The organism is Stenotrophomonas sp. YJH_SMC_123 (genome assembly GCF_059368215.1).
Genome location: NZ_JCAFRM010000004.1, coordinates 71,963 through 86,748 on the forward strand (window position 1 = coordinate 71,963; position 14,786 = coordinate 86,748).

12 protein-coding genes and 1 pseudogene are annotated in these 14,786 nt (G+C 57.1%); 7 read left to right on the plus strand and 6 right to left on the minus strand.

Annotated features, from left to right (window positions below; translation table 11 throughout):
* The first annotated feature begins 67 nt into the window (after positions 1 to 67).
* Genes AC5P5W_RS10915 through AC5P5W_RS10930 form a run of 4 tightly spaced genes read left to right on the plus strand, consistent with a single transcriptional unit; the run spans position 68 to position 4,797 of the window.
* Positions 68 to 913, plus strand: a complete 846-nt coding sequence (locus AC5P5W_RS10915) for a phosphoribosyltransferase-like protein (protein WP_495221136.1) — start codon at positions 68 to 70, stop codon at positions 911 to 913.
* 2 nt (positions 914 to 915) lie between these two features.
* Positions 916 to 2,787, plus strand: coding sequence for an ORC-CDC6 family AAA ATPase (locus AC5P5W_RS10920; protein WP_495221138.1), 1,872 nt, complete (start codon positions 916 to 918; stop codon positions 2,785 to 2,787).
* A gap of 41 nt (positions 2,788 to 2,828) precedes the next feature.
* Positions 2,829 to 3,728 carry a hypothetical protein gene (locus tag AC5P5W_RS10925; protein ID WP_197574161.1) on the plus strand — a complete coding sequence of 300 codons (900 nt, stop codon included), beginning with the start codon at positions 2,829 to 2,831 and terminating at the stop codon, positions 3,726 to 3,728.
* Positions 3,712 to 4,797, plus strand: a complete 1,086-nt coding sequence (locus AC5P5W_RS10930) for an N-6 DNA methylase (RefSeq protein WP_197574162.1) — start codon at positions 3,712 to 3,714, stop codon at positions 4,795 to 4,797. The genes AC5P5W_RS10925 and AC5P5W_RS10930 overlap by 17 nt, the downstream gene beginning before the upstream one ends.
* Before the next feature lie 30 nt (positions 4,798 to 4,827).
* On the opposite strand, the pseudogene AC5P5W_RS10935 reads toward AC5P5W_RS10930, so the two are convergent.
* Positions 4,828 to 5,259: pseudogene (locus tag AC5P5W_RS10935) on the minus strand (leucine zipper domain-containing protein); the annotation flags it as partial.
* Between the two features lie 315 nt (positions 5,260 to 5,574).
* Between AC5P5W_RS10935 and AC5P5W_RS10940 the strand changes: the two are divergent.
* Complete coding sequence (locus tag AC5P5W_RS10940; RefSeq protein WP_197574163.1) at positions 5,575 to 8,214, plus strand: AAA family ATPase; 2,640 nt, start codon at positions 5,575 to 5,577, stop codon at positions 8,212 to 8,214.
* A 3-nt stretch (positions 8,215 to 8,217) separates the two neighbouring features.
* Positions 8,218 to 9,564 carry an McrC family protein gene (locus tag AC5P5W_RS10945; protein ID WP_197574164.1) on the plus strand — a complete coding sequence of 449 codons (1,347 nt, stop codon included), beginning with the start codon at positions 8,218 to 8,220 and terminating at the stop codon, positions 9,562 to 9,564.
* 22 nt (positions 9,565 to 9,586) lie between these two features.
* Here the strand turns inward: AC5P5W_RS10945 and AC5P5W_RS10950 are convergent, their stop codons facing one another.
* Positions 9,587 to 9,955 carry a hypothetical protein gene (locus AC5P5W_RS10950; protein ID WP_197574165.1) on the minus strand — a complete coding sequence of 123 codons (369 nt, stop codon included), beginning with the start codon at positions 9,953 to 9,955 and terminating at the stop codon, positions 9,587 to 9,589.
* Between the two features lie 541 nt (positions 9,956 to 10,496).
* Positions 10,497 to 10,655 (minus strand): hypothetical protein, encoded by a 159-nt coding sequence (locus tag AC5P5W_RS10955; protein WP_197574166.1) that lies wholly within the window; start codon positions 10,653 to 10,655, stop codon positions 10,497 to 10,499.
* Between the two features lie 212 nt (positions 10,656 to 10,867).
* Here AC5P5W_RS10955 and AC5P5W_RS10960 point away from each other — a divergent pair, with 212 nt between their 5' ends.
* Entirely contained in the window at positions 10,868 to 11,467 is a 600-nt protein-coding gene (locus AC5P5W_RS10960; RefSeq protein ID WP_197574167.1) for a hypothetical protein, read from the plus strand.
* Positions 11,468 to 11,655: 188 nt separating this feature from the next.
* Here AC5P5W_RS10960 and AC5P5W_RS10965 read toward each other — a convergent pair whose 3' ends face one another.
* The 3 genes from AC5P5W_RS10965 to AC5P5W_RS10975 form a co-directional block, all read right to left on the minus strand.
* The gene (locus AC5P5W_RS10965) at positions 11,656 to 13,086 is read right to left on the minus strand and encodes an XVIPCD domain-containing protein (protein WP_197574168.1); all 1,431 of its coding nucleotides are present in this window, start codon (positions 13,084 to 13,086) and stop codon (positions 11,656 to 11,658) included.
* Positions 13,083 to 13,802: a hypothetical protein gene (locus AC5P5W_RS10970; RefSeq protein ID WP_053494873.1), complete on the minus strand. Its 720-nt coding sequence runs from the start codon at positions 13,800 to 13,802 to the stop codon at positions 13,083 to 13,085. The genes AC5P5W_RS10965 and AC5P5W_RS10970 overlap by 4 nt, the downstream gene beginning before the upstream one ends.
* A 64-nt stretch (positions 13,803 to 13,866) precedes the next feature.
* Positions 13,867 to 14,739, minus strand: a complete 873-nt coding sequence (locus AC5P5W_RS10975; RefSeq protein ID WP_053494874.1) for a hypothetical protein — start codon at positions 14,737 to 14,739, stop codon at positions 13,867 to 13,869.
* Between the last annotated feature and the right edge of the window lie 47 nt (positions 14,740 to 14,786).

A 14,786-nucleotide genomic window follows, 5' to 3' on the forward strand; every position in this document is an offset into this window, starting at 1 on the left:
TCTCGCTAATAGGGGGGGGGGAGTGCAGTCAGAGGTCAACATTCAACAAGTTCTGGACAAGTGTGAAGTGCTGAAGCGCGCACAGTTCTGGCCGTCCACGTCGCTCCGGCCCCGCGCCTGGCTTGGGAACTTCGACGAGGAAGACAAGGAAGCTGCAGCTCTGCTGTTAAACGAGTTTGTTTTTATCGAGTCACGCAGCACTGATCTAATGATCCGAGCCGCAATTGATTCCCTTATAGATGGGCTTCCAAAGGGGCCGCGAGCTCCTAGTAGGCACATGCTTGTCGCTGCGTTGGATTCTGCAATCGTGGTTCCAGTAACCGGAGAGAATCCCAATCCAACTGATTCTGGGAACTATATATGTAGCAGGGTTAGGCGGACATGTGACGTGCCCGAAGAAAGGATATTTAGTCCAGACGTCGCGATCGGCTATGCAAAGCGTGGTCATCCGATTCTCTTTGTAGATGATTTCGTTGGTTCAGGTGACCAATTCCTGAAGACTTGGTTTCGCGGGCACGATGGGATTTCTTTCAGCGAAGCCTACGAATCTACCGGTTTTATAGCAATGTATGCCGCAGCCGTTTCCAGTCAAACTGGGTTGAAGCGGATATCTGAACACGCGCCCGTGGTGGGAACTAGTTTTGCTCATGTCCTCAGTAGACAAAAGTCATTGGAGGGCATTAAAGAAAGCTGTGCTGATGCCTTCGAAAAGTTTGATTATATTCTAAGGAAATACGTCGATCGCTTAATATTCACGGACGATCATTTTCTCAATAATCCTGATTCAAGAAAGTACGGTTACAAGAGTCTTGGCTTGACTATGGCTTTTGAGCATTCCGTTCCAGACGCTACGCTGCCGATATTTTGGGCTTCTGGAGTCAATAATTGGATCCCTCTCATTCGACGTACATAGACATGAAAGATCTAGTTGAAGTTCGCCATTTGTTTGGAGACAACAGAGCCGAATGGTCGTTAGGGGATTTTGAGGGGTTGTTTGTTGAGCCGCCTTACCTCCGGCGTCTAAAAACCCGAAAGCCATGCTTTGTTATGGGAGGGAGAGGCACGGGTAAGACGACTTCATTGATGTCGCTAGGATATCAGGCGACTCTAGCCTCAATCAGTGCTCAGGGCGGGGATGTATCCGACATGACCTACTTTGGGTTCTTGGTGCGGATGAACAAGAATAGAGTTCGTGCGTTTCGGGGCGGGGGCGCCTCCCAGGAGCATTGGGAGAAGTGCTTTGCCCATTACGTAAATATTCTGATATGCATGGAGCTTTGTAAGCTGAATGTGTGGCTGGTTGCGCAAGGGCGACCGGCCATGGCCGAACAATCCATACGCGAGGTTTCGGCAGATCTGGGGCTTTCCTCTGTGGATGATCTCCAGCGTCTAGACGTTTCGATGCGAGCGGAAATATCCGCGTTGCAGCTTCACGTAAATAATCCCTCTAAGGCCTACGCAGGCTCATTCTCTGTCGCGGAGAGCCCGGTAAGGGTCTTCGTCGACTGCATGCGTCGCGATGGAGTTTTGCCCGCTGGTGTCGTGTTCTGCTGCATTGATGAATATGAGAACCTACTGGATTATCAGCAAGCTATTCTCAACACGTATATAAAGCACGCGGAGGATCCGCTCACCTACAAAATTGGCTTGCGAAAGTTCGGACTTCGAAATCGCCGAACGATTGATGAGGGCGATCTGCTTGCGTGCCCAGATGACTATGACGAAATTGAGATTGCTGACAACGGTTTCAGCGAATTCGCTAAGGCCGTTGCTGAGGCGCGTCTCCGTAGAGCTAACGAAGAGGGTGTTTCAGTTTCACGGAGTCTCCGAGAGTTCCTTTCAGAGCTGACATTTGCCGAGGAGGCGAGGTTGCTCGGAGCGCCGGAAGTCGCGTCGATTGTGCGGAAGGAAATCGAAGGTTCCTCATCTTTAGAGCTCTCATCATTCGTTGGTTCATTGCCAGACGAGAGCGCATACTTCATAAAATTCTGGGCCGAATCGGAAGGTGGATCAATCGAAGTTCTGGCTGCCGATTGGATGCGAAACCCACAGTCCTGGGCTACGCGGCTGGGCAACTATGGCTATGCAAGTCTATTCTGGCTCTCAAATGGTAGAAAGGGCGCGAGGATAAGAAAGTACTACTCCGGCGAAAAGGTGCTTCTGGCGATGGCCGGAGGAAACATTCGCTATTTCCTTGAGCTCATTGATCTTGCCATTTCGTATGAACAACCGACTGCATCAACCGGGGGGCTATACTCGGTCTCCGCTAAAGCGCAGACCTTAGCTGCCAGAGAGGTTGGCAAGCGAAGACTGTCTCAGCTGGACGGACTTGCAGAGAATGGACCGCAGCTCAAGAGAGCTGTTCTGGGGTTGGGGAAGGTGTTCTTCGAGTTGGCTCGAAACCCCCTCGGCAGAACGCCAGAGGCTACTTCGTTTGTTCTGGCTGGGGACGCGGTGAGCTGCGAACGGGTCCGCGATCTTCTGTTTGAAGGTGTCGCTCATCTGGCGTTTGAAGTAGACGCTAGAACGAAAGCAACCAGTACATCAGAAGTTAAGGACGAAGAATTCAGAATTCATCGGATATTCAGTGCATTCTTCGAAATGTCGCACAGAAAAAAGCGCCGAATTACCGTCTCAGCTTCAGACGTGTTAGCCCTCTTGGACGAGAAGCCTTCGAAAGCAATATCAGCAATGCTTGGAAGTGCGAACATTAACGAGGATGACTCTCTTCCTGAGCAGCTGGAGTTTTTTGCTAGGTTCTATAAAGACGGTCAGGTTCAGGGATGATGCTATCCAAGAGTGCAAGGCTCACGCAGCGGTATATCGAGATGAGTGCGTCTGATCTTGATGGTATTGATAGGATCATTGTCTCGATTGATGATCGAGAAAGTAGATCAAATCTGCCGATCTGGCGGACACTGGCCGATGGAAGAGATTGCCGACTGGTCAACATGAACTCTGTCGCCGGCGACCGATTTCGTGTTGAAGGCCCTGGGATTCAGACGGCTGACGGATCCCTTACCGATGATGACCACATAGCGGAGATTCTTGGCAATGGCTCAGTTCTTGTCGACATTACAGGAATGGAGCACGCAGTTTGGGCATCTATACTTCGTGTGTGCTTCGATCGGGGAATAAATACAAAATTCATGTATGTTGAACCAGGTGAATACAAACCACACCTGAGTCCCTCTACTCTTGGTCAGTATGATCTGACGGTTACACTCAATGGTGTAGCCCCGCTTCCAGGTTACGCCCAGCTCGGCGGAGCAGAGAATTATGGCCGCTCGGTATTCGTTCCAATGCTTGGATTTGAGGGAAATCGAGCGGAATGCATGATGATAACGCTCGATCCAAGTCCGAAAGTGATTCCTGTTGTCGGTGTCCCAGGATTTCAAATTGATTATCCAGCCGTGACGGTGTCTTGTAATAGAGACTTCTTGGATGCTCAGGGTGCAAGTTCGGATATAAAAATGGTAAGGGCTAGCTGTCCGTTTGATCTCATCTCTGTAATTGACGAGATTGCGACCGACTACTCTGGCTATTACATTTATCTTGGAGTTATAGGTACAAAGCCTCATGCGCTTGGCGCTGCCTTGTACTGGTTAATGAATAAGGATCGATCAGAGATAATATTCGATCATCCCATCAAGAAGGATGGACGGACGACTGGTGTTGGTGTGATCCACGTTTATGATTTCGGTGAATTTGATGTGGGATGCAGATAGGTATTACACACCGCCAGAGATAGCTGCCTCCATGATGGAGGGATCAGCACTAATAAAATCCGGGCGATCATTTCTGGACCCCACTTGTGGGGAGGGAGTGTTGCTATCTGCAGTTAGTCGAATCCACAGGGCGCGTGGAAAGTACTTCGGCATTGATCTGGATTGCTCTGCAATTCGTAGGGTCCGGCGAGCTAATCCGCACTGGGTTATTTCCAGTGGTGACATATTCTCTGATGCTAGTGTCAAGCTGACTGATGTATTCCGGACTGCCAGGTGTGATGTTATTGTAGGTAATCCTCCGTTCAGCCATAACGGGAAAAAAAGGGTCTCCGTCGATCTGGAGTCGGGGCGAATAGAGTGCAGCGTAGCGATGGCTTGCATTCTTCGATCATTCCATCTGTTCAAGCCCAAGATCGGTATGATTTTGGTTGTTCCGGAGTCGTTATTGCATGCCCAAGCCGACAATGATGCACGGAGATTCTTGGAAGGAATATTTGAATTAAGTATTATGGGGTCGCTAGGAAGTTCAACTTTCCAAGGCGCTCGCGCCCGGTCGGCAATTATTGAGCTCCGTCGAACGAAGAACTTCGTGGTCTCTGAGGGGAATGTTGCTAAGAACGACCTGGAAGGGGTTTCGATCACTCTGACTAGGGGCGCGCTTCCGGTCCACCTCGCGACGAGACTATCCCACGGTAGCGTTCCGGGTGCGGTACCGTTTGTTCACAGTACAGACTTGTCGCGTTTGAATGGTGAATACGCACCATTGTACTACACCAATAGAACCGCCAAGGGACTGGTTAGCGGCTCCGTTATCCTGTTTTCCAGGGTCGGATCGCCTTCGATAGGCCGTGTGGTTCTAAGCACCTTTAATCATCCCGTTCAGATGTCTGACTGCCTGATTTCAATTCACTCAGCTTCGGAAAATGATCTTGAAAAGGTGATGCGTACGATTGAGGCCGATTGGGCAAGCTTCGAGGCAATGTACTGCGGAACCGGGGCTAGGTATGTAACCATGAGCCGTCTGAAAGACTGGTTCCGTGGTCGAGGGGCGGAGGTGGTGGTTGCCTGAGGATGCTGCGTGTTTAGATGGAGGCCCCAAGCCCAGCTTCTTGATGTCCAAGTGCAGGAGCTCTCCGGGCTGATCGCATTCGTGTCGGATGACCCCCTTTGGCGAGTCAAGCCGACACACCCGATTGAGGCCGTTTGGCGCTCATCTGCCTGAAATCGTACTGTGGCCGCCCCCCAGCGCCTTGGCGATGGTCAGGTAGGTCTGCCGTTTCCGGTGGCGCTCCTTGATTCTCTAGCCTATCGGCGCGGGCGTGGCATTCGGCGTCTGGTGAAGCATTGAGCTGCGCTTTTGCGGTCCCTGCGCCCCGGGCTGGCGGAATCGGGCCAGCGACCTGTAGGTCGTACCTGCACTTACGCCATACGCTTAAGCTACGCCTTCCGGGCGCAGGCGCTTGTGGAGGATATGGCGGACCACAAGCTCTCGACTAAATGGCATCAAGCGGGGATTCCTATAATTGGTCATCCGAGCCTTTGGAAGGCCCGAGCGGTGCTAACCAACATTTTCCAAAAATGCCCTGGATGAACAACGTACAGACAGATCGCAACTAGCTGCCGCCACCGAGGTCTTGCCCTCGATGATCTCAAGGACGCGCCGACTGGCGCGGGGAGATCCAGCGCCTGATCTCTTCTTCCATCACCTCGCTTATCAGTGTCTCCTTCGGGGAAAAATGGCACCCGAGCAAGTTTTCAGTGGGTCATTACATGTAAATCCCGTCTAGTGACGTAAACCGCCCCATTCAATTACGATGGGACTTAACCGACGTCTATTGAGCCAAGCATGGGTCGCATCAAATCGCGGATTGAACTTAGAGAGTTTCGCATCGGCGCTGAATACTCCCGCCAAGATGTGGCGCAAGTTGGCGGCCTGCCCGTCCCCGCAGAAATCTATGGTACCCCCTGGGCCGACGGCATCCTAGAGGTTGAGAACGCTGTGATGCTGTTCGTGACACTGGAGAAGGACGGTGAGGTCGGCTACCTGGATGTCTTTGATGGCACTGATTTCTACTGGGAAAGCCAGAATCGAAGCACCCGGAATTCGCCCATCATCCTCAGGATTGCTGGCGGTTGTCCTACGCATCTCTTCGCACGGATGAGAGCAAAGGTGCGTGGGACGTCGAACGCTTCCCCGTTCGTCTACTGCGGGAATCTCGACTTCATAGGAATGGAGGGAGATCGGCCAGTTACGTGTCTTTTCGACGCCAGTGATGTCGAGACTGACTATAGTGAAAGTCTTACTGAGATCCTGCAGTGGCGTCCGGGCGATTCCGGCTCGGATTTCTTTGCACGGCAGTCTCGATTGAGAGGCAATGCCGGAAGGACTACCCCCACTGCAGTGGCTCACCCCGCTCCTAGGCCTGCTCCGATCCTAGCCACCCGATTGTCATACGAAGTCGTGCTCACAGAGGGCGCTATACGCAACGGCTATATCTCTGTGGACCCAAACTGGGCCGGCTTCGATGCAAGTATGCTCGGCCGCCCAGATGCAGTTTCAGGCCGAGAGGCGACGTTCACGTTCCCCGATGGCTATCAGATCACTTCCGATCTTCGAGCGAGCGGACCTAGCTCAGCTCGGATCCGTGCAAGGGTCGCGCCTGTCTTCAGGCGCCTTGGCCTAGTTGCCGGCAACTCGCTGCTCATTGTCCAAGAGACAAGTGGGCATTACCGAATTGAAGCGCGCAAGGACGACCGAGATACGTTTGAGCTCGGCTACGCGCGCCTGCGTGAGCGCTTTCTCGCCCGATTCTCCGGCTTCACCGGCTTCTCTAACGACCAGCGCCTCCTGCGGGAAACCAGCTACAAGCGGCAGTTGGTAGAGCACTACCACGCGATCATGCGACCGGCGCTCAGGAGCGGACAGCCAGAGGAAGTTTGGTCTGCGCTGATCAAGCTGCTTAAGGTTCGCGTCGGCGTAGAGAACGTACAACCTCAAAACATTGTGGGCTGGCGAATTGTCGCGCAATTGGCCGAGTTGCCAGAGGACGATCGCGTAGCGCTGGGTAGGGCGGTCCTCTCACTGCTTAGGAGGCGGGACGACAACATTGCACTTGAGGCCTTCAATGAGACCTCGTACAAGCTGAGCGCATCGCTACAGCCTGCCGGCCAACGGTCGCTTTCAAGCCTTCTGCTTACTCTAAAAGATCCGACTCGCTACTTTTTCATCAAGACCGGCCATATGCGCCGTGCCTTGGGGATGCTCGACCCGACCTTCGACTTCCGCAAAGGCGGCATGACTGTCGAGGAATGGGAGCGCATTCGTGCGCTATCCACCCGACTGGCAGCACGCCTGTCGGAGGACGGCTGGCCGCCTGCAGACATGATCGATGTTCAGTCCTTCCTCTGGGTGGCCATCGCCTATGAGCTAGGGGACGGTGCAGGGGCTGAGGAACAAGCGGATGAAGCAGTGGAACAGGATGACGACATGCCGGTGATTCACGCTCCCTCAAACACGATCCTCTATGGCCCGCCCGGTACCGGCAAGACTTACGGTGTGGTGGATAAGGCTCTGGAGATCCTCGATCCGGAGTTGCTTGCCGCCACCAAGGGCCAGGGGGCTGGCGCGCGAGCCCTGCTCAAGCAACGCTTCGATGCGCTACATGACGAAGGGCGCATCCGCTTCGTCACCTTCCATCAGAGCTTCGCTTATGAGGACTTCGTGGAGGGCCTGAAGGCTCGTGCAGGTGCAAGCGGTGCGCTCGAGTATGGCGTTGAGAGCGGGGTTTTCCTCGAACTCTGCATCGATGCGCAGCACAGCGACCTGCCATACGTACTCATCATCGACGAGATTAATCGGGGAAACATCGCCCGCATCTTCGGCGAGCTCATTACCCTCATTGAGCCCAGCAAGCGGCAAGGAATGGATGAAGCGTTGTCCGTTCGCTTGCCGTACTCCAAGCAAAATTTTTCGGTGCCAGCCAACTTGCACCTCATTGGCACGATGAACACTGCGGACCGCTCGCTGGCTGCGATGGACGTAGCATTGCGCCGACGGTTCCGCTTCATCGAAATGCCGCCCCAGCCGGAGTTGCTTGATTGGGACGTCGACGGTATTCGCGTGGGTGAACTGTTAAGTACCCTAAACGATCGTATCGAAGTGTTGCTCGGCCGAGACCATCTCATCGGTCATGCGTACTTGATGGGCGCCACGGATCTGCCTGGGCTGGCTGAGGCGTTCCGCTTGCGCATTCTGCCGTTGCTGCAGGACTACTTCTTCGAAGACTGGCGTCGCATCGCTTGGGTGCTGAACGATGACGCGAAGCCGCAGGGTGAGCGATTCTTGCGCCAGCGTGAGCTGCAGTTGAATCGCCTGTTTGCTCCGGAGGCACAGCTCGCACCTGACACTGCCAATTGGTATATCCATGAGGCGGCGTTTGAGCAGGCAGCCAGTTACAGGGGAATTCTTGTCGGCCAGGCAGACTGACCGATGGCTGTTCTCACTGTGCGCGAGTATGCGCGGATCGGCGTTTCAGAAGGTGGGTCGCGGCAGGAGGGGCTGGATGCCGCCTTCTTGCCGCAGGCGTCCTTTGACTGGCTCTGTGGTGAGTTCGAGCGCTTACGCGCGGGCGGAGCGGCACTCATGCAGCGCGATGGCGCACGCTGGCTGCGTCTGGACCAGTATGTGGGTGTAGTGGAATGTCCCGACGGCACCACATTGGAGGTGTTGCCGAAGCACGTTGCACATGCGGATAATGCGCTCGGCGCGAGGCGGTTGCTACGCCGCATGCTATGCACCGTGCTAGACCTCCCACCGAGGGAAGGCGGTCCCGCCGACGTGATTCTGTTTGATACGCCCTTAAACGAATGGGTCATGGGGCGATTCATCGGCGCGCTGGATGAACTACTAAAGCGCGGACTTCGCTTCGACTACACACGGGTCCGCCAGGAGCAGCTGTTCCTGCGTGGTCGCTTGGATATTTCGCGTCAGCTCCGTCAGTCGCCCACTCGTGCCCACGTCTTCAACATCGAGCACGATGTGTTTAGCGAGGACAGGCCTGAGAACCGGTTGCTGCGCGTCGCCCTGGACCGCGTGTGTGCGCGTACGAGCAATGCGGGAACCTGGAGGCTCGCCCAGGAGCTATCTACGCGTATGGTCAGCGTGCCACGAAGCGCCCAGGTGACCAGCGATCTGCGCGCTTGGGGCAGCGACCGGCTGATGACCCACTATCGCGAAGTTCGTCCGCTGTGCGAGCTGATCTTGTCGGGCCAGAGTCCTTTGGCATTGGCAGGCGATTGGCGCAGCCCAAGCATGATGTTCCCCATGGAGCGGCTCTTTGAGCGCTACGTGGGCGCTTGCCTCGCCCGTCAGTTCGCGCCGGAGTGGCAGGTGGGCGGTGCAGCGTCGGAGTACCTGTGCAGCCATGGTGAGGCAAGCTGGTTCAATCTGATCCCAGACTTTCTGCTGCGGCGGGGCGATGAGCTCCGCGTACTTGATACGAAGTGGAAAGTTCTGGATGCAACGGCCAGCGACGCGCGCGAGAAGTACGGGCTCAAACAATCCGACTTCTACCAAATGTTTGCATACGGACAGCGCTACCTGGGTGGAGTAGGGCAGATGGCTCTCGTCTATCCGCAGCACGCGGGATTCGCGCAGCCCCTTCCCGCATTTGATTTCAGCTCCGACCTACAGCTTTGGGTGTTGCCCTTCGATCTAGAGCATGGATTGCTGGTGATGCCTGCACACTGGCGGCTGACTGGCAACGTCTGTCCTCAAGTGAACCCAACCGCTGCGCATAGCGGCGAGCTCAGTAGCTGCGTTCCCTTAACTATGTGAGCCGGCCGCCTATGCACACGTGCTACTCCCGCACGTTCAGCCGCTCAGTCACATGTGCAGTCAACGCCACACACGCCATCTTCAAACCTTCCATCACCCGATCCCCGAGGTACTCCTCGGGTGCTCCGTTCTGCCGCGTGCGCTCCGCCGCCAGCATCAGCTCGGCCACCACACGCAGTCCGGCTAGCGCGCAGTCCGCGTCCGCCAGCTGAAGGCAACGCCCAGGCAGTTGGTGCCGCTCTGACCAAGGCTGGCCGTCCGCAGCTGCACCAGATCCGATGCGTCGCAGCGTCGCGACGAAGGCAGTGGGATCGTGGGAGGGGACGCGGTCGGCTTCGGCCTCAACCGGATCGTACTGCGCGTGCAGGGAACGGAAGTCCGATGTGTTCATGGCAATGCTCCGTACAGGACAGATAGCAGCGCCACCAATGAAGGTGGCGGACGGTGCGGGCTCGAAAACCGGTAAATGCCAGACCGGCGGGTCCGAAGACCCCCACGCACCGCCCGCCATGGAACGCGAACGGATTGCCAGCCGACGCCACATAAAAGGTGACGTCGGCTGGCAAGCGCATACAGCTGGCATAAACACGGGTTTTCGAGTCCCGCGCCACCCTTTTCCGGTGGCACACCAAGGTGTACTCGCATGGTTGCGAGATGCCAAGAAACCGTAGGCCGCAGAGGCCGCAAATGCTGACGCTTATGGCATTGTTGCATGGCGCGCGCGCGGCAGAACCCTTGCGGTGCAGTGGTTTCGGCCGGTGTTAAGTTACCGCCCGAATGCGCATTGAAAAGCACGGTTTGCAGAGGATCGGGGTCTCAAAAGCGACAGTCCGCCCGCATGGCTGAGATCCGAAGTTGGCCGATTGCGACACGGCTTAACTTTGCAGCGCCACCCCCGGCCGAGGCCACAGCGCATCGTCGCGCTCCAGGTCCTAGTCGCTGCCGAACGCCAGCGCCGCCTGGCGTGGCGGAAGGTCTGCGTAGCAACCCAGCAGGTACTCATCCATGCCAGCGTCGCTATGGTCGATGGCGAACAGGTAGAGAAGCTCCTTGTCGAACGCTTCCAGCCATGCGGTGTCTATCGTGGTCATGGTCACCCTCCTGACTGCAGGAATAGTGCCTGTACCATCGCGTGCCTGCTAACACCAGAACTGGCCAACGCAATGTTCACCGGCAGAAATCCCCATCCCGCCGCTGGGCAATGTGAAGCCAGTTCAGGTCCCCCGGCCGGTGCGGTGTATAAACTGCCGACACGTGAGGGCCCGAATGCGAGGAACGGATGCGACAGCTACTGAGGCCATGGATGGTACTGCTGCCCCTGCTCGCGGGCGGCTGTGGCGCCCAGGCACCCCAAACGTATGGCGATGGTTTCCCTGTCGCCAAGCCGATGGACCTGGTCCATGCAGGTGCGACGGTAGAGGCGCGTTTTGAACTGCCGCCGCCTTGGGAGAAAGATCCCAGACCTCGCACATTCCTGATTGGGTTCCGTACCGGCGGGCCCGCCAAGCGCCCGGATATGAAACCGGGCGATGTCGCCTTCCTTGAAGACGCCCGGATTCCCCTGAAGGTGCAGCTGTGGAAGCTGGAGGGCGACACCGACACGCCCATAGCGCTACAGGTATTGAATCGCGAACTGCCTGCTGTCTGGCAGGGCAACCGATATCAACCGGCCAAGGGCGATGTGTACGAGTACAGGAGCGCCGTCGGTGCGGATTCGGACAGTCTGGTCAACGCAGGAAAGTACGACATGTCCCTGGCCCACAGGGAATACGAGGTGGCCCGTGCCGATTCCGGGGATCTGACGGCCGGGAAGTACCGGCTGAAGGTGACCAACCTGCAGGGCAACCCGGAAGTTGCACATCTCAACTTCGAGCTTCTCGTCGCCAACTACAACGTGAAATAGGGTTATGGACAGTCACCAGTCTCTACAGTCCTTTAGAAGGGGCTGGCCCCTAGTCGGCAGCTTGACACGCGAGTGACTGAGTAAGTCCACCAGAAAACGCTGCAACGTGAGGCGGCGGCCCGAACGTCTGGCGGCATGCAGATGGGTTAGTGCCGCCACACAGTCGCACTCAGGGAGAGGCGCGCGAGCTACATCGATGGTGCCGAAGCCCGATGCTGCTCCTGCGCATGCTGCATTTCTGCCGACCTCTCACGCGCTTGGCGCTCACCAATCGCCTCAACTTGGTTCAAGCTCTCCTGCACTGGCCGCTGGGCGGCCTCCGCAGTCGCCATGTGAGTGCGAAGGGAAGCAGGGTCGGACATCGCACCCTGCACCACAAAGATGTTATGTGCGGCGGGGGAGGCATCTGTCTGTCTGCTCAGCACGATATGGTCCGCGCGGGTGATTCCGGCATCCTTGGCTGCAGCCAGCAGACTGGTAGACATACGCTCGCTGGTGTCATCGAAGGTTCGGCCGTTGGCCTTGTCCAGTGCTTCCACCTTGCTCCGAATCTGGTCCAGCAGCGCCTGATCTGCAGGACTGAGCGAGTGGGTGGGCGAGGACTGCATATCTGCAACGCTCTGCGTCCGTGGCGAAATGGTGTGTGCGCTGCCGGTGTTCTTCAGCTCCACCCAGCCCAACCCGCCCTTTCCGAAGTCGCCAACAGGCAGGATCTTTGCGCTGCCAAAGTCGAGGCCATTGCGCTCAAGCTGCTTCGGGTCCAGACCAAGCTCATGCAGGTCGATGCGGATGGCCGGGGGTTGGCGACCTTCAGCCAGGAAGGCATGGCTCGCCCCGATCACTGATAGCGGATAGGTGCCGTAGTAGTTGCGGTAGTCGGAATCGCCGTGCCGGCCCAGCGTGCCAGTGCCGTCATAGAAGCACTGCTCGACGGCCTTGGTGAGCTGGACGCTCTCATTGTTGGGGCGCTTGGCAAGCGCATCATACGAAATGCCATCCGCCAGGCTTCTGGTTGCGCCCTCAGCCCGAATGCAACGGGAGAGCGAGCGGGACGCAAGCATTGCCTCCAGTCCGTTGCTATCCAAGTTTGGATTCAACGCTCTGAATCGGCTATCCAGTGCCCGCAGGCCCGAGACCTCCGCCAGTGCCTCGTCCTGTCGTCCCTTGTCCAGAAGCGTGCGCACCGGCTCGGTCAGGTTCACCGAGCCTGACCGGGAATCGTGTGAAGCGATCAGTTCCTCGCTGTAGGTCTGCTTGAAGTCCCTGAGTGCTGCGGCGCGTTCCTTAGCCAGGATGCCGTGCATGGTCTCGTGGCCTAGCACTTCGGTAAGTCGTTCTTCAAGCCGGGCGCCGGTTACGCTCTGGAAATTGGAGGCGCTGATGAAAATCGTTGGTGGGTTTCCATCCGCTCCCTCCTGAAAGTGGCCGCCATTGTGATGTCCGTAGGAGACGGCAATCCGGCCGATCTGACCGCTGTCGGCTGCGTTTGCCAGAAGGTGATTGAGGTAGGGGGAGCCTGCAATGCTGCGTCGGATCGCATCCTCGGCACCACTGGGAAGCTGTTTGTCTGCGCGCAGATCGGCCAATAGTGGCTCGACGCTGGATTCGATTCCCTTCATTTGTCTCCTCCTCCAAACTGGACCGCGTAGACGCAGGTTCTCGCTGTATCACCTTCATCGGAACGATAGGTCAACAGGCTGGTATCCATATACTGCTTACCACCGGTGATGGGGCGCCGGTACTGCCTGATGCCCCCTCTCTGAAATGGCACTTCTCCTCCGGTCCTGTATCCGAGGGCTTCGAGGGCTCGTCCGGCACTTTCGGCTTCCCAGTAGCACACGCCATTCGGAGCATCCGTCACTGGCTGCTTGCCCAGCTGATAGAAGATCACCTCTTGGTTGGGGAACTCACGTGCCGACTCAACCGACAGATAAGACGCCCCATAGTTGTAGCCGTTCGTCGTTGCCAGGTCCTTGGCGATGTGCCTGATGCTGACCTTTTCGTCTGGCACGAGCGAGACACCGATCGCCGTGCCGAACTTGTCCGGACTGATGTCCGCCCTTGACCTGAGCGAATCCGCGTAGACAAGAATCCGTTTCTGCAACTCGGCCATGGAGATGCGGGCAGGCTGCGTATCTGCGGCAGCGGCACGTTCATTGACGGCAGACGTATCCGTCGATCGCGCGCATGCAGATGTCAGCGTGAGCATGGCTGACAGTCCGAAAAGAGCACCAATGTGAGCCGCGCGCAGCATAGCTCGAGGTAGCTGCGGCCGAAGCAATCTGGTCATGATGACGGAGAGCAAAACCGAAGCCTCCTTCGTTGTGATGCCCATCGGTGAGTCCCTGACGGTGTTGAAGGTACTGTACGACCCGGATGAAGAACGCCGGGATCTCCATTCATTGCGATTGAGCGCGATAGCGGCTCAGAAGATCACGCACTCTGGTTTCCAGGCGTTGCCAGTCGCTCAGCATGACGCGTGCATAGTTCATCTCGATGGCGATGCTATCGCCCACAACCACGATGGAATGGCGGCACATTGCGATCCGGCCTTCGCCGGCGCGTTCAAGTGTCTTTCCCTGAACGACAAGTCCGTCAGGAATGCGATCTGCCGGGTCGCAGCTGATGAACGTTGTCAGTTGGCCCTCCACCGAGCGGGCCACATACCAGTCTGGTTCCATCCCCGGGTTGTGCACGTAAGGCCTGCCCAGCGCAGCCTCCGAGTCCTTTGCATAGGCTGCCATCAACAATGGGTCAATCGCATACGGCGTCAAACCCCAGCGTTCGGGTTGTGCAACGCGCAGCGCAAGGTTATCTACCGGGTCCCTTCGCTCCAGTGATCCCGGCGCGCTGGTGGCTTCGCTACTGGACCGACGCGCCAGATAGTTCTGGATGGGAACGCGATCGATGTACCTAAGCTCGACCAGCACCTGCCGCCGGCTGTCCTGCGTGCTGCGTACCGGGCGATCACCGGGAGGCGCTGCATCGAAATCAGGCCAGAACACAGTGAGCATGACGCTGCCATCGGCCAGGGGACCCGTCTGGTTGTAGTAGAGGTTGGCCGGGAACATGAAGCGGTGCGGGCCAAGCCGTGCCTCCACCGGCTGCGTCGTGTAGGTCTGTCCGCCCACCGTGCGTGGGCTGGTTGCGCTTTCGCGCATGGGGGTTCCGTTCGGGTCCTTTTCCGTGGATGGGGCCTTCGCGCAGGCGGTGGTGCTCAGCACGGCCACCAGGGCGAAGGAGGCAAGCCGGCAAGCCGGTGCTCTGCTCATGGGCGCTTCCCTTGCATGATCGAAACGACTAAGGAGTCGCAGTGCAA